The following is a 22,742-nucleotide window of genomic DNA, read 5'->3' as shown; positions in this document are numbered from 1 at the left end:
GCTACTGCCCAGGTCACGATTTCCAAGCGACCCATGCAAACACAGTGAACAAACTCTACGCCAACTACGGGAGAAAAAACAAGCCCTGCGAAGGCCCGGATTTCCTCAGGTTGATGGCAATTAGAGTGATCACTAGTGCGGGCTTATTCGATCGAGTTGTTCATTGCTTTTCGATTGTTATAAGTAACGTTCATAAACGAAACGTATGCACTATTTTATGGCGGTTGCGTTACAGATTAGTGCACTGTTAACGCAACCGCGTTACTTATAGAAACAGTCAATCAGCCACGATAGTAGCGTTGTGGAACAAATGGCATTTTGCTTACAAGCAAAGGCACCTTTTTCCCACGCACAATGGCCCAAACTGGCGTTTCCAAAACGGTATAAGCGCTGTCGAGGTAACCCATGGCCAAAGGACCGCCCAAGGTCGGACCGAAGCCGCCGCTGCAAACGCTGCCGATGATTTCGCCAGCTTCGTTGACGATCTCTGCACCTTCACGCACCGGTGTACGTTCCTGCGGCAGCAGGCCAACGCGCTTGCGGCTGACACCGGTTTGCTGTTGGGCGAACACGGTTTCGGCGCCAGGGAAGCCGCCGGCCCGCGCACCATCGGCACGTCGAGGCTTGGAGATGGCCCACAGCAGGCTTGCTTCGATCGGCGTGGTTTCGGTGTTCATGTCGTGGCCGTACAGGCACAGACCGGCTTCCAGGCGCAGGGAATCGCGGGCGCCGAGGCCGATGGCCTCGACTTCCGGTTCGGCCAGCAGGGCGCGAGCCAGCGCTTCGGCGTTGGCCGCCGGCACGGAGATTTCGTAACCGTCTTCGCCGGTGTAGCCCGAACGGCTGACAAAGCAGTCCACGCCCAACAGTTTCACGCGGGTGAACTGCATGAAGGTCATCTTCGCAACTTCCGGTGCCAGGCGTGCGAGCACGGTGACGGCAGCCGGGCCTTGCAGAGCGAGCAGGGCACGCTCTTCGAACAGCGGTTCAATGGTGCACTGGTCGCCGATGTGCTTGCGCAGGTGCGCCAGGTCCTGGTCCTTGCAGGCGGCGTTGACCACCAGGAACAGTTCGTCGTTACCGAGGTTGGCGACCATCAGGTCGTCGAGGATGCCACCGGCCTCGTTGGTGAACATCGCGTAGCGCTGCATGCCCACCGGCAGGTCGATGATGTCCACCGGCACCAGGGTTTCCAGGGCTTTGGCGGCGTTGGCGCCGGTCAGGCGGATCTGGCCCATGTGCGAGACATCGAACAGCCCGGCCTGATCACGGGTGTGCTGGTGTTCTTTCATCACGCCCAACGGGTATTGCACCGGCATGTCATAACCGGCGAACGGCACCATGCGGGCGCCGAGTTCGAGGTGCAGTGCGTGCAACGGGGTCTTCAACAGTTGTTCGGTGGACATATACAGCTCCTGAAAATAGTGCAGATGCGCGCATCAGCACTCGATAATGTTGACCGCCAAACCGCCACGGGCGGTTTCCTTGTATTTGCTTTTCATGTCGGCGCCGGTCTGGCGCATGGTGCGGATGACCTTGTCGAGGGAGACGAAGTGCTGACCGTCGCCACGCAGGGCCATGCGCACCGCATTGATGGCCTTGACCGACCCCATGGCGTTGCGCTCGATGCAAGGCACTTGCACCAGTCCGCCAATCGGGTCGCAGGTCAGGCCGAGGTTGTGTTCCATGCCGATTTCGGCCGCGTTTTCCACCTGCTGCACCGTACCGCCGAGCACTTCGCACAAGGCCCCGGCCGCCATGGAACAGGCAACGCCGACTTCACCCTGACAGCCGACTTCGGCGCCGGAGATCGAAGCGTTTTCCTTGTACAGAATGCCGATTGCAGCGGCCGTCAGTAGAAAACGCACCACGCCGTCTTCGTTGGCACCGGGGATGAAGCGCATGTAGTAATGCAGCACCGCCGGGATGATGCCGGCTGCACCATTGGTGGGCGCAGTGACCACGCGTCCGCCGTTGGCGTTTTCTTCATTGACCGCCAGGGCGTACAGGTTGACCCAGTCCAGTACCGACAGTGGATCGCGCAGCGACGATTCCGGGTTTTTGCACAGTTGCCGATGCAGCGCCGCCGCCCGCCGTTTGACCTTCAGCCCACCGGGCAGGATGCCTTCGTTGCGGCAACCGGCGGCGACGCAGTCTTGCATCACTTGCCAGATCTTCAGCAGTCCGGCGCGGGTTTCCGCTTCCGGGCGCCAGGCGCTTTCGTTGGTCAGCATCACCTGACTGATCGATAAACCGTAGGTGCTGCAGTGACCAAGCAAGTCCTTGGCGCTTTTGAACGGGAAGGTCAGCGGCGTGGCGTCTTCAACGATGCGGTCGGCGCCGGCCGCGTCTTCATCGACGACGAACCCGCCACCGACCGAGTAATACTCGCGGCTGCGCACTTGCAGGCCGGCTGCGTCGAACGCGCGAAAGATCATGCCGTTGGGGTGATAGGCCAACGGTTTACGAATCATTGCCAGGTGTTCTTTCTCGTTGAACGCGATGCTGTGTTCACCGAGCAGGTTCAAGCGACCGCTGCTGCGAATCTCTTGCAGGCGGGCGGTGACGGTTTCGGTGTCCACGGTGTCCGGGTGTTCGCCTTCCAGGCCCAGCAATACGGCCTTGTCACTGCCGTGGCCTTTGCCGGTGGCGCCGAGCGAGCCGTAGAGCTCGACTTTGACGCAGGTAGTTGCCGATAGCAGCCCTTCACGGCGCAGACCTTCGGCGAAGCGCGCAGCGGCACGCATCGGGCCGACGGTGTGGGAGCTGGAGGGGCCGATACCAATTTTGAACAGGTCGAACACGCTTAACGACATGGTTGTTCTCCGGTTTTCTTGTTATAGGCGTTAGATGAAACCGTAGGAGCGAGGCTTGCCCGCGAAGGCGTTGTATCAGCCACCATCAATGCTGAATATGAAATCGCCTTCGCGGGCAAGCCTCGCTCCTACAGAGAGTGCGGTGTTCTTGAGGGGGGCGAGCAACTCGCCCCCCTTAGATCAAGCGTAGCTTTCGATCGACGGGCAGGCGCAGACCAGGTTGCGATCGCCAAACACGTTGTCGACGCGACCGACCGGTGGCCAGTACTTGGCTTCGATCAGCGACGCTACCGGGTAAACGGCTTGCTCGCGGCTGTACGGATGAGTCCACTCGCCGACGATTTCCGCAGCGGTGTGCGGGGCGTTTTTCAGCGGGTTGTCATCCTTGTCCAGTGTGCCGTTTTCCACCGCGCGGATTTCTTCGCGGATGCGGATCATGGCGTCGCAGAAGCGGTCCAGTTCTTCCTTGGATTCGCTCTCGGTCGGCTCGATCATCAACGTGCCGGCCACCGGGAACGACATGGTCGGGGCGTGGAAGCCGAAGTCGATCAGGCGCTTGGCCACGTCATCGACGCTGATGCCGCTGCTGTCTTTCAGCGGACGCAGGTCGAGGATGCATTCGTGCGCCACCAGACCGTTGCTGCCGGTGTACAGCACTGGATAGTGCTCTTCGAGGCGACGGGAAATGTAGTTGGCATTCAGGATCGCCAATTGCGAAGCGCGCTTGAGGCCGGCGCCACCCATCATTCGAATGTACATCCAGGTGATCGGCAAAATGCTCGCGCTGCCGAACGGTGCCGCGCAGACCGCGCCTTCCTTGCGTTCCATCTGGGCGTGGCCCGGCAAGAACGGCGTCAGGTGCGACTTGACGCCAATCGGGCCGACGCCCGGGCCGCCACCGCCGTGTGGGATGCAGAAGGTTTTGTGCAGGTTCAGGTGCGATACGTCGCCGCCGAACTTGCCCGGTGCGCAGAGGCCGACCATGGCGTTCATGTTCGCGCCATCGATATATACCTGACCGCCGTTGTCGTGAATGATGCCGCAGATTTCGCGGATGCCTTCTTCGAACACACCGTGGGTCGACGGGTAGGTGATCATCAGTGCGGCGAGGTGTTCGCGGTGCTCGATGGCCTTGGCGCGCAGGTCTTCGATGTCGACGTTGCCGCGGGCATCGCACGCGGTCACAACCACACGCATGCCGGCCATGTTGGCGGTGGCCGGGTTGGTGCCGTGGGCGGACGACGGGATCAGGCAGATGTCGCGACGGTCTTCGCCACGGCTCTGGTGGTAGGCACGGATCGCCAACAGACCGGCGTATTCACCCTGGGAACCGGCGTTCGGTTGCAGGGAGATCGAGTCGTAACCGGTGGCGGCGCAGAGCATCGCTTCCAGTTCATCGGTCAGTTGCTGATAGCCGGCGCTTTGCTCGGCCGGAGCGAACGGGTGCAGGGCACCGAATTCAGCCCAGGTCACTGGGATCATTTCGCTGGCGGCGTTGAGTTTCATGGTGCAGGAACCCAGCGGGATCATGGTGCGATCCAGGGCCAGGTCCTTGTCCGCCAGTTTGCGCAGGTAGCGCATCAGCTCGGTTTCGGAGTGATAACGGTTGAACACCGGGTGGCTGAGGATTGGCGATTGGCGAACCAGTGCGGCCGGGAGGGTGCTTTGGACCGAGGCGGCGAGGGCAGCGAAGTCCGGCAGTGCCTTGCCGTCGGCCAGCAGGCTCCACAGGGTTTCGACGTCAGCCTGGCTGCTGGTTTCGTCGAGGGACAGACCCAGACGCTCAGCATCGACCACGCGCAGGTTGATCTTCTGCGCATGAGCCTTGTCGTGCAGGGCCGCCGTTTGCGCGCCGGTTTTGATCGTCAAGGTGTCGAAGAAGCTGGCTTGCTCGACGCTCAGGCCCAGTGCACTCAAGCCTTTGGCGAGGATCGCGGTCAGGTGATGAATGCGATTGGCGATCTGCGTCAGGCCTTTCGGGCCGTGGTACACGGCGTACATGCTGGCGATGTTGGCCAGCAGCACCTGGGCGGTGCAGATGTTGCTGGTGGCTTTCTCGCGACGGATGTGTTGCTCGCGGGTCTGCATGGCCAGGCGCAGGGCCGGCTTGCCGAAACGGTCCACGGAAACGCCGACCAGACGGCCCGGCATGTCGCGCTTGAACGCATCCTTGGTGGAGAAGTACGCCGCGTGCGGGCCACCGAAGCCCAGCGGAACACCGAAGCGTTGCGCGCTGCCGATGGCCACGTCGGCGCCGAACTCGCCCGGTGGGGTCAGCACGGTCAGGGCCAGCAGGTCAGCAGCGACCGCGACCAGCGCATTCGCCGCGTGGAAGCGCTCGGTCAGTTCGCGGTAGTCGAACACGTCACCGTTGCTGGCCGGGTATTGCAACAAGGCGCCGAAGAACGGCGTCACGTCGGTCAGTTCACGCTCGTCGCCCACCACAACGTCGATGCCCAAAGGCTCGGCACGGGTGCGCAAAACGTCGAGGGTTTGCGGGTGGCAATGAACGGAGGCGAAGAAGGCGTGGCTGCCTTTGTTCTTGCTCAGGCGTTTGCAGAAGGTCATCGCTTCGGCGGCAGCGGTGGCTTCGTCCAGCAGCGAGGCGTTGGCGATCGGCAGGCCGGTCAGGTCGCTGATCAGGGTCTGGAAGTTCAGCAGCGCTTCGAGACGACCCTGGGAAATTTCCGGTTGGTACGGGGTGTAGGCGGTGTACCAGGCCGGGTTTTCCAGCAGGTTGCGCAGGATTGGCGACGGCGTGTGAGTGCCGTAGTAGCCCTGACCGATGTAGGTCTTGAACAGCTGGTTTTTGCCGGCGATGGATTTGATCAACGCCAGGGCATCGGCTTCGCTCAGGCCGTCTTCGAGGCCGAGGACGCTGGTGCCTTTGATGCTGTCGGGAATGACGCTGGCGCTCAGGGCTTCCAGGGAGTCGAACCCGAGGCTGTTGAGCATGGCTTGCTCGTCGCCTGCACGCGGGCCGATGTGGCGGGTGATGAATTCGTTGGCGGTCGTCAGATTGACTTGAGTCATGTCGGCGCTCCTCAGGCTTGGGCAATCAGACGGTCGTAAGCGTCTTGATCCAGCAGTTGGCCGACAGCCGAGGCGTCGGTTGGCTTGAAGCGGAAGAACCAGCCTTCGCCCAGCGGATCTTCGTTGACCAGTTCAGGGCTGCTATCGAGGGCCGGGTTGGTCTCGACCACTTCTCCGTCCAGAGGCATGTACACGCCGCTGGCAGCTTTTACCGACTCCACGGTGGCGGCTTCTGCGCCTTTGTCGTAGGACTGCAGCTCAGGCAGTTGTACGAAAACCACGTCGCCCAGTGCGTTCTGTGCGAAAGCGGTGATGCCGACCGTAACGGTGCCGTCAGCTTCGGTGCGCAGCCATTCGTGATCTTCAGTAAAACGCAACTCGCTCATGGAAACTCCTAAGGGGGCCAGACTCGTCTGGTGGACGCGATGGAATGCAGGGGCAAAAACCCTGCTTTATAGGAGGTTACTAAGCAAAAAGGCGGCCAATGTTATTTTTATGTTTAAAAACAATAACTTATAAGTTTTCGTAAGCCGTTATATTTCTGCAGCTGTAGCGAAATCGCTACAGCCTGAAGCAAAGAAAAAAGCCTAGGTGGATCAAAGCCTTGGACAGCGGTGATCAGGATGGGGTGTATTGATATCATTCCACTGTAGCGCTTTCAGTACAGATGGAGGTCGCTTTTAATGGGTTTTTCCCGGTAATCCCTGAAGAAACCTTTTATGTAGGAGCGAGGCTTGCCCGCGAAGCTTTTAGCGGTCTTGATGGCCTCTTCGCGGGCAAGCCTCGCTCCTACAGTAATGCTGTTCACTTAAACACACTCTTCAGTCATGCCTACCTTTTGTGGCGAGCGAGCTTGCTCGCGCTGGGCTGCGTAGCGGCCCCAAAAATCTGACAACCATTGCCGATTTTTGTGAGTGCTGCGCACTCAAGCGGGAGCAAGCTCCCTCGCCACAGGTCTCTCTGACTCAATACTTCCTTAAGTGAACGGCATTGCGCTTCTACAGGGGCTTGTTGGGAATCCCGTACTTGCGCAACCGATGGGCAATCGCGGTGTGGGAGGTTTGCAGGCGGCTGGCCAGTTGGCGGGTCGAGGGGTAGCTGGCGTAGAGCTTTTCCAGCAGGTCCTTCTCGAACGCTTCCATGGCCTGTTCGAGGCTGTCGACCTCAATGTCGCTCTGGCGCGCCACAGAGGTGCCGGCGATGTCGAGGTCGCCGATGTCCACCAGGCTGCTTTCGCAAATCGCCGCGGCGCGGAAGATCACGTTCTGCAATTGCCGTACGTTGCCTGGCCAGCGATTGCCCAGCAGCGCCGGATAAGTGCCGGGGGCCAGGCGACAGACCGGACGCTGGATCTGCGCGCAGGCCTGCTGCATGAAGTAACGCGCCAGCAGCAAAATGTCCTGGCCGCGCTCGCGCAGGGGCGGGACTTCGACATTCAGCACGTTGAGGCGATAGAACAGGTCTTCGCGGAAAGTGCCTTCGCTGACCATTTTTTCCAGGTCGCGATGGGTCGCGCTGAGGATCCGCACGTTGACCTTCACTTCACGATCGCCACCGACCCGACGGAAGCTGCCGTCGTTGAGGAACCGCAGCAACTTCGCCTGCAAGTACGGCGACATCTCACCGATCTCGTCGAGAAATACCGTGCCCTGGTTGGCCAGTTCCATTAGCCCCGGCTTGCCGCCCCGTTGCGCGCCGGTGAAAGCGCCGGGGGCGTAGCCGAACAGTTCGCTTTCGGCGAGGTTTTCCGGCAGTGCCGCGCAGTTCAGGGCCAGGAACGGCGAACTGTGGCGGGCGCTGATGGCGTGGCAGGCGCGGGCCACCAATTCTTTGCCGGTGCCGGTTTCACCCTGGATCAGCAACGGTGCATCAAGGGCTGCGACGCGTTGGGCGCGGGCCTTGAGCGTACGAATGGCAGGGGATTCGCCGAGCAGGGCATCGAAACCTTCAGCGTGATCGTGGTGCAGCGCCGAGAGGCGTTCACCGATGCGGTTCGGTTGATACAGGGTCAGCAGGGCGCCGGCGTCGGTGATCGGCGTGGCATCCAGCAGCAGGGTTTGACCGTTGACGGTGATCTCGCGCAGCGGCAGGCGGAAGCCGTTTTCCAGCAATGTGTCGAGCAGTGCCGGGTCGGCAAACAGCTCGCTGATGCTTTCACCCGCCGGTTCGCGACCGTACAGGGCAATCAGTGCCGGGTTGGCCAGCAGCACCTTGCCGGCGCTGTCCAGGGCCAGCACCGGGTCGGTCATGGCGGCGAGCAGCGCATCGAGCTGCAAGTGACGGCGTTGGCCGGGAAGGATGTCGACCACCGTCACCGCTTGTACGCCATGCACGTTGAACAGCGCATCGCGCAGCTCTTCGAGCACGGCCGGGCTCAAGGTCGGGGCGTCGATGTAGACGTTGGGCGGCACCATTTCCACCGCATCCAGATTGAGATTACGCCCACCGAGCAGGGCCAGGACTTCCTGGGTGATACCGACGCGGTCGATGAAACTGACGTGGATGCGCATGGGGCGGTTTGGTTCTGGAGTGCGGAGGGTGGCAAGTATGCCTTGGGGCGGGCCAATGGTGAAATCCTGTACAGGACTTCATGACAACGATGATCTCCTGTGGGAGCGGGCAAGCCCCGCTCCCACAGGTTCAGCGTTCACCGTTTTATCCCAGGTGTTCAGGTTTGACCGGGTCGCCGGATTTGACGTCGAGTTGGGCCCGCACGTCTTCAAACATTTCGTCGTAGTACTTGTGCATGGCGCCGATGTTGGCGGTCTTGGGCATGCCGTACTTTTGCGCGATGCGCGTGGCGTGGCGGGCAAAGTCGAAGGCCTGGTCCTTGGGCAGATAAAACTCTTCATTATTCAGCTCCTTGCCCTCGACCGAACCACGCAGCTTGAAGAGCATGCCTTGGCCTTCCTTGGGATCCTGAGCAATTTTGTATTCAATGTGCAGGTTGTAGCTGTAATCGTCCTTGTTCAGCGCATGGCGCTCGATGTGCAGGTGTCCGGGTTCGAACGTAGCCATTGGCGTCTCTCCTTCAAAGGCATTGAATCAGGGCAGACCTCACGCCTGCCCCCCTGCGTTTCTTTCTACTCGTTTCTTTCTATTGATAACTGATGCCAGGCGTCGCTGTGCTGATACGGGTGCCGGCCTTGCCCTGGATGATCGCTTCGATGTCCGAGAGTGAACCGATTACCGCGACTTTCCCAGTATGGCGGGCGAACTCGCAGGCCGCCTGGACCTTTGGTCCCATGGAGCCGGCGGCGAAGCCGAGTTTGTCCATTTCATCGGGGTGAGCCTGGGCGATGGCTTTCTGGGTGGGCTTGCCGAAATCGATAAAGGCCGCATTGACGTCAGTGGCGATCACCAATAGATCACTTTCCAACTGTTCGGCCAGCAGTGCCGAGCACAGGTCTTTATCGATCACCGCTTCCACACCCTGCAGTTTGCCGTTGGCGTCGTAGATCGTCGGGATGCCGCCACCACCGGCGCAGATCACGATGCTGCCTTTTTCCAGCAGCCACTTGATCGGGCGGATTTCGAAGATACGTTTGGGTTTCGGGCTGGCGACCACGCGCCGGAACTTGTCGCCGTCCGGGGCGATGGCCCAGCCTTTCTCGGCGGCGAGTTTCTCGGCGTCGGCCTTGGAATAAACCGGGCCGATCGGTTTGCTGGGGGCCTGGAACGCCGGGTCGTTGGGGTCGACTTCGACCTGGGTCAGCAGGGTGGCGAAGGGCACTTCGAAGTCCAGCAGGTTGCCCAGTTCCTGTTCGATGATGTAGCCGATCATGCCGTCGGTTTCGGCGCCGAGTACGTCCAGCGGGTAAGGCGAAACCTGGCTGTAGGCCGCCGCTTGCAGCGACAACAGGCCGATCTGCGGACCATTGCCGTGGGCAATCACCAGTTGGTTGCCGGGATGAATCTTGGCGATCTGTTCGGTGGCGATCCGGATGTTCGCGCGCTGGTTGTCCGCGGTCATGGGCTCCCCCCGGCGGAGCAGGGCGTTACCGCCCAGAGCAATGACGATACGCATAGTGCAGTCCTTCTAAATAGGGGCGGGCAATCTGATCTCCCTGATGATCGTTCCCACGGGGACCGTGGGAACGATCATCAGCAAGTGTTCAGCCTCAGACATCCGCCAGCGCCGACACCAGAATAGCCTTGATGGTGTGCATACGGTTTTCCGCTTGCTCGAAGGCGATGTTGGCCGGCGATTCGAAGACTTCTTCAGTCACTTCGACGCCGTTGGCCAGGTGCGGATAGCGTGCGGCGATGTCCTTGCCGACCTTGGTTTCGCTGTTGTGGAACGCCGGCAGGCAGTGCATGAACTTCACGCGCGGGTTGCCCGAGGCCTTCATCATGTCGGCGTTGACCTGGTACGGCAGCAGTTGCTCGATGCGCTCGTCCCACGCTTCCACCGGCTCACCCATCGACACCCAGATGTCAGTGTGGATGAAGTCCACGCCCTTGACCGCGGCTTTCGGGTCTTCGGTGATGGTGATGCGCGCACCGCTCTCTTCGGCGAAGGCTTTGCACTGATCGATGAAGTCCTGATGCGGCCACAGCGCTTTCGGTGCGGCGATGCGCACGTCCATGCCGAGTTTGGCGCCGATCATCAGCAACGAATTACCCATGTTGTAGCGCGCATCGCCCAGGTAGGCGTAGCTGATGTCGTGCAGCGGTTTGTCGCTGTGTTCGCGCATGGTCAGGGTGTCGGCGATCATTTGCGTCGGGTGGAATTCAGCGGTCAGGCCGTTGAATACCGGTACGCCGGCGAACTTGGCCAGCTCTTCGACGATTTCCTGTTCGAAGCCACGGTACTCGATGGCGTCGAACATCCGCCCCAGCACGCGGGCGGTGTCCTTCATGCTTTCCTTGTGGCCGATCTGCGACGACACCGGGTCGATGTAGGTGACGTGGGCGCCCTGGTCATGGGCCGCGACTTCGAAGGCGCACCGGGTGCGGGTCGAGGTTTTTTCGAAGATCAGCGCGATGTTCTTGCCTTGCAGGTGCGGACGCTCGGTGCCGGTGTATTTGGCGCGCTTGAGGTCGCGGGACAGGTCCAGCAGGTAGTGCAGCTCGCGAGTGGTGTGGTGCATCAGCGAGAGCAGGCTGCGGTTGCGCATGTTGAAAGCCATGATTGGATCTCCTTGGGTTTCGGTTATCCCCTCGGCCGTGCTGGATAAGCATCGGCCAAGGCTCGAAAGTTAATAATCGATAGGGTCGCGAATGATCGGGCAGGTCATGCAGTGGCCACCGCCACGCCCGCGCCCGAGCTCACTGGCGCTGATGGTGATGACCTCGACGCCGGCCTTGCGCAGCAGGGTGTTGGTGTAGGTGTTGCGGTCGTAGCCGATGACCACGCCTGGCTCCACCGCCACCACGTTGTTGCCGTCGTCCCATTGCTCGCGTTCGGCGGCAAAGGCGTTACCGCCGGTTTCGACAACGCGCAGCGCCTTGAGGTTGAGGGCCTTGGCCACGGTGTCGAGGAAGCTGGTTTCTTCACGGCGCACGTCGATGCCGCCCGGTTTGCTTTCATCGGGGCGCAGGCTGAAGGCGACGATCTGCTTCACCACTTCCGGGAAAATCGTCACCAGGTCGCGGTCGCAGAAGCTGAACACGGTGTCCAGGTGCATCGCCGCGCGGGATTTCGGCAGGCCGGCGACGATGACTCGTTCCACGGCTTTGTTCTTGAACAGGTTGACCGCCAATTGGCCGATGGCATGGCGGGACGAGCGCTCGCCCATGCCGATCAACACCACGCCGTTGCCGATCGGCATCACGTCACCGCCCTCAAGGGTGGCGTTGCCGTGGTCCTGGTCGGGGTCGCCGTACCAGATCTGGAAGTCGGCGTTGGTGAACTGCGGGTGGAATTTGTAGATGGCGGTGGCCAGCAAGGTTTCCTGACGACGCGCCGGCCAGTACATCGGGTTCAGGGTCACGCCGCCATAGATCCAGCAGGTGGTGTCGCGGGTGAACTGGGTGTTGGGCAGCGGCGGCAGAATGAAGCTGGAATGACCGAGGAAGTCGCGGAACATCTGAATGGTCTTGCCACCGAAACTGTCCGGCAGGTCATCGGCGGAAACCCCGCCGATGAGGAATTCGGCGATCTTGCGTGGCTCCAGGCTACGTAGCCAGGCCCCCACTTCATGGACCAGGCCGAGACCGACCGAATTGGCGGTGATCTTGCGTTCCAGAATCCAGTCCAGCGCTTCAGGCATCGCGACGATGTCGGTCAGCAGGTTGTGCATTTCCAGCACGTCGACACCACGCTCGCGCATTTTGGTGACGAAGTCGAAGTGGTCGCGTTTGGCTTGGGCGACCCACAGCACATCATCGAACAGCAGTTCGTCGCAGTTGTTCGGGGTCAGCCGCTGGTGGGCCAGGCCGGGGGAGCAAACCATGACTTTGCGCAGTTTGCCGGCTTCGGAATGGACGCCGTACTTAACTTTTTCCGTGGTCATTACCGTGTTCCTCCAGATGAAAACAATCAGGTGCTGCTTTTCATTACAGTGCTAAAGGGTCAGAAAACCGGCATACAGCCCATAGGCCGCCACCAGGGCGCCTACGACGACGGCGGCGAAAATCAGCTTCTCGACGTTAGTGAAAACCGGTTTGTCGACTTCAAGTTTGGCCTTGGCGAACAGGATCGCGCCGGGGGCATACAGCAGGGCGGAGAGCAGCAGGTATTTGACGCCGCCGGCGTACAGCAGCCAGATCGCGTAGATCAGTGCGATGCCACCGATGACCAGGTCTTTGCTGCGCTCGGCCGCAGCGTTTTCATAGCTCTCGCCGCGCACTGCCAGCAGCAGGGCATAGGCCGCCGACCACAGATAGGGCACCAGGATCATCGAGGTAGCGAGGTAGATCAGCGACAGGTAAGTGCTGGCCGAAAACAGTGTGATGATCAGAAACAGCTGCACCATCGCGTTGGTCAGCCACAGCGCGTTGGCCGGTACAAGGTTGGCGTTTTCACGGCGCAAAAACGCCGGCATGGTGTGGTCCTTGGCGGCAGCGAACATGATCTCCGCGCACAGCAACACCCATGACAGCAACGCCCCGAGCAAGGAAATGATCAGGCCGACGCTGATCAGCACCGCGCCCCAATGACCAACCACATGTTCCAGCACCGCGGCCATCGACGGGTTCTGCAGTTTCGCCAGCGCAGGTTGGGTCATGATCCCCAGGGACAACACGTTCACCAGCATCAGGAACAGCAGCACGGTGATGAACCCGATGACGGTGGCTTTACCCACATCGCTGCGTACTTCGGCACGGGCCGAGAAAATGCTCGCGCCTTCGATGCCGATGAACACCCACACGGTGACCAGCATCATGTTGCGCACCTGGTTCATCACACTGCCCAGGTCAGGGTTTTTGATGCCCCAGATGTCGGCGGTGAAGATCTCCAGTTTGAACGCGAACAAGGCGATCAACACGAACAGCAGCAGCGGTACGACCTTGGCGACGGTGGTCACCAGGTTGATGAACGCCGCTTCCTTGATTCCCCGTAAAACCAGAAAGTGCACCGCCCAAAGCAGCAGCGAGGCGCCGATTACCGAAGCCACGGTATTTCCCTCCCCAAAAATGGGGAAGAAGTAGCCGAGGGTGCTAAACAAGAGAACGAAGTAACCCACATTGCCCAGCCAGGCACTGATCCAGTATCCCCAGGCCGACGAGAAACCCATGTAGTCGCCGAAACCGGCCTTGGCGTAGGCATAAACACCGCCATCCAGCTCAGGCTTGCGATTGGCCAGGGTCTGGAAGACGAAAGCGAGGGTCAACATGCCCACTGCGGTGATTACCCAACCAATAAGAACAGCACCGACATCCGCACTGGCGGCCATGTTCTGGGGCAAAGAGAAGATTCCGCCACCAATCATTGAACCGACCACTAAAGCAACGAGCGCACCGAGTTTCAGTTTTCCGGGGGATTCAGACATAGCATGACTCCAGTGCAGGAGAAGAGAGACAACAGAGTAGTTCTGCTGGCTGTTCAATCAGCTGACATAGATCAGTGCATGGGCACATTCCATTGTTAATGAAAGACTTATGTATCTTTCTCGGACATCGCGGTTTTGCCGGGGAAGCCCTGTTCAGAGGGGGGTAAGTCAGGTGGGCGTAAGCGGTATTGCTTGGGTTTTGAAATTAGTGTGTTTCTGCGGTTTCGCCAATTTTCTGATAACTGTTTTATATGACAGATTTGATTTATCTGGTGCGCGGTACTGGAATTAATGAATAAACGTTATTTCGTTTTATCTGTTTAGTTAAAAATAACTACATGACAGTGTTTGCGGTGACTGTTCGGGCCTCATCGCGGGCAAGCCACGCTCCCACAGGATCACGCTCTACCTGTGGGAGCGGGCTTGCCCGCGAAAGCTATCTGGTGATCACCACCACTGCGCGCGATGGGCGCCCAGTTCCCCGGCCGGCAGCGCCCATTGCAGTGGCGTCCCGGTGATCTTCAACGGCACCTGTAACCGATGGGCCGGTCCCCACGGCGTTTGCTCAATCAACATCCCTTGATCGTGGTCATCCTCTGCGCGCAACGGCTCGTTGGTTCCGGCGCCATGTTCGATCAACAGCTTCGCCGTCCGTGCCAGCGACAGCCGCGCAGAGCCACCGTGCCCCAATAGCTTGATCGCACTGGCCGCCATCAAATACCCCGTGGCGTGATCAAGGGCCTGGACCGGCAGCGGTGTCGGTTTATCCGCCTTCTTCCAGTGCATGCCCGCGTCGGCAATCCCGCTGCTCATCTGCACCAGGCTGTCGAAGCCGCGACGGTTCTGCCAAGGGCCGCTCCAGCCGTAAGCGTTGAGGCAAACATCGATCAGGCCCGGGGCCAGTGCCTGGCGTTGGGCGATGCCGTAACCCAGGCGTTCCAAGGCGTCGGCGCGGTAGCCGTGGAGCAGAATGTCGGCGTCCTTGAGCAGGCTTTCGAACACCGCGCGATCGGCTTTGTCGTGCAGATCCAGGCGCGCACAGCGTTTGCCCAGGGTGACTTCCGGCACCACGCCCGGTTCGTTCCAGGTCGGTGGGTCGATGCGCAGCACGTCGGCGCCGAGCCCGGCGAGGAAGCGGCTGGCGATCGGGCCGGCGAGCACTCGCGTGAGGTCCAGTACCTTGATTCCGGCCAGCGGTTGCGCCACCGAGCCTTGCCACGGTTTGGCGGTTTGGTTGCCATCGACGCTGAACTGAATCAACGGCTCGGCGTTCACGGCCCGACCTTGGGGGTGAGCTTGCCATTGCTTCCAGCTGCGCATCTCGGCGGCGCAACCACCGGCCTCGACCACTGCTTGTTCCAGATCGCTTTTCGCCCACTGAGCCACTTTGCTCGCCATCGCTGCGCGGTCGGCACAGGCGCCGAGCACTGACTCAGCAGCGGCGCGGTGATGGGGCGCGTTGGTGTGCAGGCGGATCCAGCCGTCCTTGGTCGCGTAGTCACCGGCGACCGGATCCCACAGCGGCGGGACGCTCCAGCCCACGGGGCGGATCGAGGTGGCGAACCAGAACGACGCCAGGCGGCGGTCAACTTCAAGGCTGGGCAAACGACCGGTTTGCCGGTGCAGCAGTTCGCTGGCGGCCTGGCCGGCGGCAGCAATGCTGGCGCAGGCCAGATCGGTCACGGCAAATGCCGAGGGCAGGGCGCCGCTCGAGGTGAACGGGATTGGGGTGTGAGGCAAGCCGAGTGCGGCTTGAATGGACGTGAGTAAATCAGTCATCGAAGGCCCTCCGGAGCGAGAGCCCGAGCATAGTTCAAAAAGACGGCTCGGCCAGATGAAATCCTGTAGAGAGAGCGGTGCGGCGATCCGACTTGCCCGCGAAGTCGTTGACCGTGTCGCGGCCGTCGCGGGCAAGCCTCGCTCCTACGGGGATATGCATTCCCGTGGGAGCGAGCCTGTTGTCACAGAGGATTTATGCCAGCGCTTTACCCGCGCCCCTGCAGATAGGTCGCGTAATCCGGGATGCGGTGTTCGTGAGCCTGATCCATCAACGGGCTGCTGAGCAGGTAGTCGGCGCTGCATTCGTTGCAGGCCACGGGGATGTTCCACACCGCCGCGACCCGCAGTAATGCCTTGATGTCCGGGTCGTGGGGTTGCGGTTCGAACGGGTCCCAGAAGAACACCAGCATGTCGACCCGCTGCTCGGCGATTTGCGCGCCGAGCTGCTGGTCGCCGCCCAGTGGACCGCTGATCATACTTTCTACCGGCAGGCCGAGGCGTTGTTGCAACAACAACCCCGTGGTGCCGGTGGCGACCAGTTCATGCTGCGCGAGTTTGTCTTTCTGTCGCTCGGCCCAGTCCAGCAAAAACACTTTGCAGTGGTCATGGGCGACCAGGGCGATACGCTTGCGCGCCGCCATGGTCTTATGCGTAAAGCTGATACCGATCATCGGTTGCTGCTCCACGGTTTACTCTGCGTTGCAGAGCGCCAGGCAGTTATCGAGCATGCGGTTGGAGAAGCCCCACTCGTTGTCGTACCAGGCCAGCACTTTGAGCAGCTTGCCGCTGGACTTGGTGTGGTTGGCGTCGAAGATCGACGACAGCGGGTTGTGGTTGAAGTCGCTGGATACCAGCGGCAGGGCGTTGTAGCCGAGAATCTTCGAGTGTTGGCTGGCTTGTTTGAGCAATGCGTTGACTTCATCGGCCGACGCTTCGCGCTTGAGCTGCACGGTCAGGTCCACCAGCGACACGTTGATCACCGGAACACGCACCGCCATGCCGGTCAGTTTGCCCGCCAGTTCCGGCAGCACCAGGCCCACCGCTTCAGCGGCGCCGGTCTTGCTCGGGATCATGTTCTGGGTGGCGGAACGGGCGCGGTACGGATCGGTGTGGTAGACGTCGGTCAGGTTCTGGTCGTTGGTGTAGGCGTGAATAGTGGTCATCAGACCGCTTTCGATGCCCAGCTCGCGGTGCAGCACATGGGCCACCGGGGCCAGGCAGTTGGTGGTGCACGAAGCGTTGGAGATGATCTGGTGCGACTGGCGCAGAATGTCGTGGTTAACCCCATAAACCACAGTGGCGTCGGCGCCCTTGGCCGGGGCCGAGATAATCACTTTGCGCGCGCCGGCCGTAATATGGGCGGCGGCTTTGGCACGGTCGGTGAACAGACCGGTGCATTCGAACACGACGTCGACCTTCTCCGCGGCCCAAGGCAATTCGGCCGGGTTGCGAATGGCGCTGACCGAAATACGGTCGCCGTTGACGGTCAGGCTTTCCTGATCGTGCTGGACATCGGCATCGAATGTGCCGTGAACGGTGTCGTACTTGAGCAGGTGAGCATTCATCGAGCTGTCGCCCAAGTCATTGATTGCCACGATCTGCAGATCCTGACGATAGCCTTGGGTATACAGTGCGCGCAGGACATTACGGCCGATACGGCCAAAACCATTGATTGCGATTCGAAGAGTCATTTACAGCGCCGCCGTCGTTTTGTTGTTGGAATTACAAGATTATTCGCAAAAAAATAGAAAACAAGCCTTTTTAGTGGCAATATTTTGTTTTATCTACAACGAGTGACCTGAATCAACTGGTCCGAATGATCAAGAAAGCCGTCTGTCATCCCGATCACAACGGCGTTTGATCAGCATAGACAATCAGGTCGCCACATCCGTTAGCCTGGAGTTCTACACATGCATCCCCGCGTCCTTGAGGTCACCGAACGGCTTATCGCCCGCAGCCGCGCCACGCGTGAGGCTTACCTTGCATTGATCCGTGGCGCCGCCAGTGACGGCCCGATGCGCGGCAAGCTGCAATGCGCCAACTTCGCCCACGGCGTGGCCGGATGTGGCAGCGACGACAAGCACAGCCTGCGGATGATGAACTCCGCCAACATCGCAATTGTTTCGTCATATAACGACATGCTCTCGGCGCACCAGCCGTACGAAGTCTTTCCTGAACAGATCAAAAAAGCCCTGCGCGAAATCGGCTCCGTCGGCCAGTTCGCCGGTGGCACCCCGGCCATGTGCGATGGCGTGACCCAGGGCGAACCGGGCATGGAACTGAGCCTGCCGAGCCGTGAAGTGATCGCGTTGTCCACCGCCGTGGCGCTGTCCCACAACATGTTCGACGGCGCGCTGATGCTCGGCATCTGCGACAAGATCGTGCCGGGCCTGATGATGGGCGCGTTGCGCTTCGGTCATCTGCCGATGATTTTCGTGCCGGGCGGGCCGATGGTGTCGGGCATCTCCAACAAGCAGAAAGCCGATGTGCGCCAGCGCTACGCCGAAGGCAAGGCGACCCGCGAAGAGCTGCTGGAATCGGAGATGAAGTCCTACCACAGCCCTGGCACCTGCACGTTCTACGGCACCGCCAACACCAACCAGTTGCTGATGGAAGTCATGGGCCTGCACTTGCCGGGCGCCTCGTTCGTCAACCCGAACACGCCGTTGCGCGATGCCCTGACCCGCGAAGCGGCGCATCAGGTCACGCGCCTGACCAAGCAGAATGGCAACTTCCTGCCGATCGGCGAAATCGTCGACGAGCGTTCGCTGGTCAACTCCATCGTGGCCCTGCACGCCACCGGCGGCTCGACCAACCACACCTTGCACATGCCGGCCATCGCCATGGCTGCGGGCATCCAGTTGACCTGGCAGGACATGGCCGACCTCTCCGAGGTGGTGCCGACCCTGAGCCACGTGTACCCGAACGGCAAAGCCGACATCAACCACTTCCAGGCGGCGGGCGGCATGTCGTTCCTGATCCGTGAACTGCTGGAAGCCGGCCTGCTCCACGAAAACGTCAACACCGTGCTCGGCCACGGCCTGAGCCGCTACACCCAGGAGCCGTTCCTCGATAACGGCGAGTTGGTCTGGCGCGAAGGCCCGATCGAAAGCCTCGACGAAAACATCCTGCGCCCAGTGGCTCGGGCATTCTCGCCAGAAGGCGGTTTGCGCGTGATGGAAGGCAATCTCGGTCGTGGCGTGATGAAGGTCTCGGCAGTCGCCCTGGAAAACCAGGTCGTCGAAGCCCCGGCCATGGTGTTCCAGGATCAACAGGACCTGGCCGATGCGTTCAAGGCCGGATTGCTGGAGAAGGATTTTGTCGCGGTAATGCGCTTCCAGGGCCCGCGCTCCAACGGCATGCCGGAACTGCACAAGATGACGCCGTTCCTCGGCGTGTTGCAGGACCGTGGCTTCAAAGTTGCGTTGGTGACTGACGGGCGCATGTCCGGCGCCTCGGGGAAAATCCCGGCGGCGATCCACGTCAGCCCCGAAGCTTATGTGGGCGGCGCTTTGGCACGGGTGCGTGAGGGCGATATCATCCGCGTCGATGGCGTCAAAGGCACCCTGGAGCTTAAGGTGGACGCCGAAGAATTCGCAGCACGCGAGCCGGCCAAAGGCCTGTTGGGCAACAACATCGGCACCGGTCGCGAACTGTTTGGTTTCATGCGCATGGCCTTCAGCTCCGCAGAGCAAGGCGCCAGCGCCTTTACTTCTGCCCTGGAGACGCTTAATTGAAACTGGCTTTGGTCGGTGACATCGGTGGGACCAACGCACGTTTCGCGTTGTGGAAAAACCAGCAACTGGAATCAGTCCAGGTGCTGGCGACGGCAGACCACGCCAGTCCGGAGGAGGCTATCGCGCTCTATCTGAACGGGCTCGGTCTGGCGCCGGGTTCGATCGGTTCGGTGTGCCTGTCGGTGGCCGGCCCTGTGAGCGGTGATGAATTCAAGTTCACCAACAATCACTGGCGGCTCAGTCGCAAGGGTTTCTGCAAGACCTTGCAGGTGGATCAACTGCTGCTAGTCAACGATTTCTCAGCCATGGCGCTGGGCATGACCCGCTTGCAGCCGGGCGAGTTCCGGGTGGTCTGCGAAGGCACGCCGGAACCGTTGCGGCCAGCGGTGGTGATCGGTCCGGGCACGGGGCTGGGCGTAGGCACGTTGCTCGATCTGGGCGAGGGCCGTTTTGCCGCGTTGCCGGGGGAGGGTGGTCACGTCGATCTGCCGCTGAGCAGCCCACGAGAAACCCAGCTGTGGCAACACATCTACAACGAGATCGGCCATGTCAGCGCTGAAACGGCGTTGAGCGGCAGTGGTTTGCCGCGAGTGTACCGGGCGATCTGCGCGGTGGATGGCCACACGCCTGTGCTCGACACGCCTGAGGCGATCACGGCGGCCGGGCTGGCGGGCGATCCGATTGCCCTGGAAGTGCTCGAGCAGTTCTGCTGCTGGCTCGGCCGCGTGGCCGGCAACAATGTGCTGACCACCGGTGCACGGGGTGGTGTGTACATCGTTGGCGGGGTGATTCCACGGTTTGCCGACTTTTTCGTTAAAAGCGGTTTCGCCCGGTGCTTTGCCGACAAGGGTTGCATGAGCGATTACTTCAAAGGCATTCCGGTGTGGCTGGTGACAGCGCCGTATTCCGGCCTTGTTGGCGCGGGTGTGGCGTTGGAGCAGGCCTGAGACCGCGTCACCTCATTCGCGGGCAAGCCTCGCTCCTACAAGGAATGTCACGAACCCTGTAGGAGCGAGGCTTGCCCGCGAAGAGGCCGGAACAGACAACATAGATCCATGATCGATCAGGCATAATCCTCCCTAACACAAACAACAAGGACGCCGCCCCGTGAGCTCAGTCAACAAGTCGATTTTGTTGGTCGATGACGATCAAGAGATACGCGAGTTGCTGGACACCTACCTGACCCGTGCCGGTTTCCAGGTCCGCACTACGCCCGATGGCGCAGGCTTTCGTCAGGCGCTGAACGAGGCGCCGAGCGATCTGGTGATCCTCGACGTGATGCTGCCGGACGAAGATGGTTTCAGCCTCTGCCGCTGGATCCGCCAGCACCCGCGCCAGGCCCACGTGCCGATCATCATGCTCACCGCCAGTTCCGATGAGGCCGACCGCGTCATCGGCCTGGAACTGGGCGCCGACGACTACCTCGGCAAACCCTTCAGCCCCCGTGAATTGCAGGCGCGGATCAAAGCCTTGTTGCGTCGCGCGCAGTTCGGTCAGGAGCGTTCCGGCGGTGAAGTGCTGGCCTTCGACGACTGGCGGCTGGACATGGTCAGCCATCGGCTGTTCCATACCGACGGCGAGGAAGTGATTCTCTCCGGCGCCGATTTCGCCCTGCTGAAACTGTTCCTCGATCACCCCCAGGAAATCCTCGACCGCGACACCATCGGCAACGCCACCCGTGGCCGTGACCTGATGCCGCTCGATCGCATCGTCGACATGGCGGTCAGCCGTTTGCGCCAGCGTCTGCGCGACACCGAAAAACCGCCGCGGCTGATCCGGACCGTGCGTGGCAGCGGCTACCAATTGGCAGCCAACGTGGTTGCCGGCAATGGTCACTGAGTTCCTGCGCAAGCTCGCCGGGCGCGTGCCGGTGCCGCGCTCGCTGCTCGGGCGCATGTTGCTGCTGACCCTGTTGGCGGTGCTGTTTGCCCAGACGCTGTCGAGCGTGATCTGGGTTTCGCAACTGCGTGCTACCCAACTCGAAGGCCTGGTCACCAGCGCCCGCAGCCTGGCCCATTCGATGACTGCCAGCGTCAGTTATTTCCGCTCGTTGCCGGTGGCGTTCAGGCCGCTGGTGCTCGACCAGTTGCGCAGCATGGGCGGCACCCGGTTCGTGGTGACCCTCAACGACAAACCCTTAGGCATGGAAGTGCTGCCGATCACGCCGCGCAAAGAAGCGGTGCTCAAAGCGGTGGACGAGGTGCTGCGCCAGTCGCTGGGCCAGGACGCGGATATTTCGGTGACGTTCGTCAGCCCCGAAGACCTGCGGATCTTCAATAGCGGGCTGAAACTCGATGAATTGCCACGCTCCTGGGCGCACTACGCGTTGACCCTGGAGCCAGTGAACCCGCCGGTGCTGGTCACGCAAATCCAGATGGCGCCGGGGGAATGGCTGTACATCGCTTCGCTGTTGCCCGAGCCCTACACCAGTCTCGAAGAGCAAGGCCTGCCGGCACAGCAAGTCTGGTTTATCGTGCTCACCAGCGGCTTCTTGCTCCTGTTCATCGGCCTGCTGGTGCACTGGCAGAGCCGACCGCTCAAACGATTGGCGCGGGCGGCGCGGGACATGTCCCTGGGTGCCGACGTCGAACCGGTCGCTCAGGGCGGTGGCAGTGAAGTGGTGGAAGTCGGTCGCGCGTTCAATGCAATGCGTGAACGCATCAGCCGTTACCTGACCGAGCGCAGCCAGTTGTTCAGCGCGATTTCCCATGACTTGCGCACACCGATCACTCGGCTGCGACTGCGGGTCGAATTGCTTGAAGACGAAAAGCTGCAAGCCAAGTTCGGACGTGACCTGGATGAGCTGGAGTTGCTGGTCAAAGGCGCGCTGCAATGCGTGAAAGACACCGACATCCACGAAAACATCGAACCGGTGGACCTCAATCATGTGCTCGACTGCCTGGTGGAACCGTATCTGGCGCCTAACGGCAATGGCCGCGTGACTCAGCAGGGGCGGGCGCTGGCGCCGTATCCCGGCAAGCCACTGGCGCTCAAGCGCTGCATCGGCAACCTGATCGACAACGCTTTGAAGTACGGGCAGAACGCGCATCTGCACATCGATGACGACGAGAGCGCGTTCGTCCTGCATGTCGACGACGAAGGCCCGGGTGTGCCGGAGCAGCGGCTGGAGCAAGTGTTCGAGCCGCACTTCCGCCTGGCCGGGCAGCAACAGGGTTATGGCCTGGGGCTGGGGATTGCCCGCAACATCGCCCATAGCCATGGCGGCGAAGTCAGCCTGCAAAACCTGCGTGAAGGCGGGTTGCGCGTGACGTTGCAGTTGCCGCGACCAATGGATTGAAAGCGACCCTGTGGGTGAGGGGGCTTGCCCCCGTTGGGGCGCGGAGCGGCCCTGAAAGAGGGACTGCTGCGCAGTCCAACGGGAGCAAGCCCCCTCACCACAAGTAACCACTCACTTCAAAATCAGGGTGAATGTCACAGCT

The 22,742-nt window shown here is 61.0% G+C and carries 18 protein-coding genes; 4 read left to right on the top strand and 14 right to left on the bottom strand.

What is annotated here, in order from left to right:
* Nucleotides 1–281 precede the first annotated feature (281 nt).
* From gcvT to gap, 14 genes are all read right to left on the bottom strand, one after another.
* Nucleotides 282–1,406: a glycine cleavage system aminomethyltransferase GcvT gene (gene gcvT, locus AC1DQM_RS22425; protein WP_018926489.1), complete on the bottom strand. Its 1,125-nt coding sequence runs from the start codon at nucleotides 1,404–1,406 to the stop codon at nucleotides 282–284.
* A 33-nt stretch (nucleotides 1,407–1,439) separates the two neighbouring features.
* Nucleotides 1,440–2,816 carry an L-serine ammonia-lyase gene (locus AC1DQM_RS22420; RefSeq protein ID WP_018926488.1) on the bottom strand — a complete coding sequence of 459 codons (1,377 nt, stop codon included), beginning with the start codon at nucleotides 2,814–2,816 and terminating at the stop codon, nucleotides 1,440–1,442.
* A 180-nt stretch (nucleotides 2,817–2,996) separates the two neighbouring features.
* Entirely contained in the window at nucleotides 2,997–5,849 is a 2,853-nt protein-coding gene (gene gcvP / locus AC1DQM_RS22415; protein ID WP_086944501.1) for an aminomethyl-transferring glycine dehydrogenase, read from the bottom strand.
* 11 nt (nucleotides 5,850–5,860) lie between these two features.
* A complete protein-coding gene (gene gcvH / locus AC1DQM_RS22410) occupies nucleotides 5,861–6,235 on the bottom strand; it encodes a glycine cleavage system protein GcvH (protein WP_018926486.1) in 375 nt (124 codons plus the stop codon).
* Nucleotides 6,236–6,507: 272 nt separating this feature from the next.
* Nucleotides 6,508–6,657, bottom strand: coding sequence for a hypothetical protein (locus AC1DQM_RS22405; RefSeq protein ID WP_018926485.1), 150 nt, complete (start codon nucleotides 6,655–6,657; stop codon nucleotides 6,508–6,510).
* Between the two features lie 190 nt (nucleotides 6,658–6,847).
* A complete protein-coding gene (locus AC1DQM_RS22400) occupies nucleotides 6,848–8,359 on the bottom strand; it encodes a sigma-54-dependent transcriptional regulator (protein WP_477746882.1) in 1,512 nt (503 codons plus the stop codon).
* 145 nt (nucleotides 8,360–8,504) lie between these two features.
* Nucleotides 8,505–8,867 (bottom strand): DUF5064 family protein, encoded by a 363-nt coding sequence (locus AC1DQM_RS22395; protein ID WP_019651449.1) that lies wholly within the window; start codon nucleotides 8,865–8,867, stop codon nucleotides 8,505–8,507.
* Nucleotides 8,868–8,946: 79 nt separating this feature from the next.
* Complete coding sequence (gene arcC / locus AC1DQM_RS22390; RefSeq protein ID WP_018926482.1) at nucleotides 8,947–9,876, bottom strand: carbamate kinase; 930 nt, start codon at nucleotides 9,874–9,876, stop codon at nucleotides 8,947–8,949.
* A 94-nt stretch (nucleotides 9,877–9,970) separates the two neighbouring features.
* The gene (locus AC1DQM_RS22385) at nucleotides 9,971–10,981 is read right to left on the bottom strand and encodes an ornithine carbamoyltransferase (RefSeq protein ID WP_064616373.1); all 1,011 of its coding nucleotides are present in this window, start codon (nucleotides 10,979–10,981) and stop codon (nucleotides 9,971–9,973) included.
* Nucleotides 10,982–11,050: 69 nt separating this feature from the next.
* Entirely contained in the window at nucleotides 11,051–12,307 is a 1,257-nt protein-coding gene (arcA, locus tag AC1DQM_RS22380) for an arginine deiminase (RefSeq protein ID WP_477746881.1), read from the bottom strand.
* Between the two features lie 51 nt (nucleotides 12,308–12,358).
* Nucleotides 12,359–13,786, bottom strand: coding sequence for an arginine-ornithine antiporter (gene arcD, locus AC1DQM_RS22375; RefSeq protein WP_086944504.1), 1,428 nt, complete (start codon nucleotides 13,784–13,786; stop codon nucleotides 12,359–12,361).
* A 447-nt stretch (nucleotides 13,787–14,233) separates the two neighbouring features.
* Entirely contained in the window at nucleotides 14,234–15,565 is a 1,332-nt protein-coding gene (locus tag AC1DQM_RS22370; protein WP_477746880.1) for a CoA transferase, read from the bottom strand.
* 206 nt (nucleotides 15,566–15,771) lie between these two features.
* Nucleotides 15,772–16,236: a methylglyoxal synthase gene (locus AC1DQM_RS22365; protein WP_064616377.1), complete on the bottom strand. Its 465-nt coding sequence runs from the start codon at nucleotides 16,234–16,236 to the stop codon at nucleotides 15,772–15,774.
* A gap of 18 nt (nucleotides 16,237–16,254) precedes the next feature.
* Nucleotides 16,255–17,256 carry a type I glyceraldehyde-3-phosphate dehydrogenase gene (gene gap, locus AC1DQM_RS22360; RefSeq protein WP_477746879.1) on the bottom strand — a complete coding sequence of 334 codons (1,002 nt, stop codon included), beginning with the start codon at nucleotides 17,254–17,256 and terminating at the stop codon, nucleotides 16,255–16,257.
* Nucleotides 17,257–17,475: 219 nt separating this feature from the next.
* Here gap and edd point away from each other — a divergent pair, with 219 nt between their 5' ends.
* The 4 genes from edd (at nucleotide 17,476) to AC1DQM_RS22340 (ending at nucleotide 22,600) form a co-directional block, all read left to right on the top strand.
* Nucleotides 17,476–19,302 carry a phosphogluconate dehydratase gene (gene edd, locus AC1DQM_RS22355; protein ID WP_018926475.1) on the top strand — a complete coding sequence of 609 codons (1,827 nt, stop codon included), beginning with the start codon at nucleotides 17,476–17,478 and terminating at the stop codon, nucleotides 19,300–19,302.
* Nucleotides 19,299–20,249, top strand: coding sequence for a glucokinase (locus AC1DQM_RS22350; protein ID WP_086944506.1), 951 nt, complete (start codon nucleotides 19,299–19,301; stop codon nucleotides 20,247–20,249). Before edd ends, AC1DQM_RS22350 begins: the two co-directional genes overlap by 4 nt.
* 160 nt (nucleotides 20,250–20,409) lie before the next feature.
* Nucleotides 20,410–21,141 carry a response regulator gene (locus AC1DQM_RS22345; RefSeq protein WP_007934711.1) on the top strand — a complete coding sequence of 244 codons (732 nt, stop codon included), beginning with the start codon at nucleotides 20,410–20,412 and terminating at the stop codon, nucleotides 21,139–21,141.
* A complete protein-coding gene (locus AC1DQM_RS22340; RefSeq protein WP_018926473.1) occupies nucleotides 21,131–22,600 on the top strand; it encodes an ATP-binding protein in 1,470 nt (489 codons plus the stop codon). The genes AC1DQM_RS22345 and AC1DQM_RS22340 overlap by 11 nt, the downstream gene beginning before the upstream one ends.
* Nucleotides 22,601–22,742 lie beyond the last annotated feature (142 nt).

Source organism: Pseudomonas sp. 01L34 (genome assembly GCF_056400265.1).
The sequence above is the reverse complement of the archived record's forward strand: the minus strand, read 5'-3'. Positions and strand labels throughout refer to the sequence as shown.

Excerpts from the sequence above, each read along its gene's own strand:
- AC1DQM_RS22370 (WP_477746880.1), bottom strand. The coding sequence starts at position 15,565 with ATGACTGATTTACTCACGTCCATTCAAGCCGCACTCGGCTTGCCTCAC.
- gcvH (WP_018926486.1), bottom strand. The coding sequence starts at position 6,235 with ATGAGCGAGTTGCGTTTTACTGAAGATCACGAATGGCTGCGCACCGAA.
- gcvP (WP_086944501.1), bottom strand. The coding sequence starts at position 5,849 with ATGACTCAAGTCAATCTGACGACCGCCAACGAATTCATCACCCGCCAC.
- AC1DQM_RS22400 (WP_477746882.1), bottom strand. The coding sequence starts at position 8,359 with ATGCGCATCCACGTCAGTTTCATCGACCGCGTCGGTATCACCCAGGAA.
- arcD (WP_086944504.1), bottom strand. The coding sequence starts at position 13,786 with ATGTCTGAATCCCCCGGAAAACTGAAACTCGGTGCGCTCGTTGCTTTA.
- AC1DQM_RS22395 (WP_019651449.1), bottom strand. The coding sequence starts at position 8,867 with ATGGCTACGTTCGAACCCGGACACCTGCACATCGAGCGCCATGCGCTG.
- AC1DQM_RS22420 (WP_018926488.1), bottom strand. The coding sequence starts at position 2,816 with ATGTCGTTAAGCGTGTTCGACCTGTTCAAAATTGGTATCGGCCCCTCC.
- AC1DQM_RS22385 (WP_064616373.1), bottom strand. The coding sequence starts at position 10,981 with ATGGCTTTCAACATGCGCAACCGCAGCCTGCTCTCGCTGATGCACCAC.
- gcvT (WP_018926489.1), bottom strand. The coding sequence starts at position 1,406 with ATGTCCACCGAACAACTGTTGAAGACCCCGTTGCACGCACTGCACCTC.
- AC1DQM_RS22340 (WP_018926473.1), top strand. The coding sequence starts at position 21,131 with ATGGTCACTGAGTTCCTGCGCAAGCTCGCCGGGCGCGTGCCGGTGCCG.
- arcA (WP_477746881.1), bottom strand. The coding sequence starts at position 12,307 with ATGACCACGGAAAAAGTTAAGTACGGCGTCCATTCCGAAGCCGGCAAA.
- edd (WP_018926475.1), top strand. The coding sequence starts at position 17,476 with ATGCATCCCCGCGTCCTTGAGGTCACCGAACGGCTTATCGCCCGCAGC.
- arcC (WP_018926482.1), bottom strand. The coding sequence starts at position 9,876 with ATGCGTATCGTCATTGCTCTGGGCGGTAACGCCCTGCTCCGCCGGGGG.
- AC1DQM_RS22365 (WP_064616377.1), bottom strand. The coding sequence starts at position 16,236 with ATGATCGGTATCAGCTTTACGCATAAGACCATGGCGGCGCGCAAGCGT.
- gap (WP_477746879.1), bottom strand. The coding sequence starts at position 17,256 with ATGACTCTTCGAATCGCAATCAATGGTTTTGGCCGTATCGGCCGTAAT.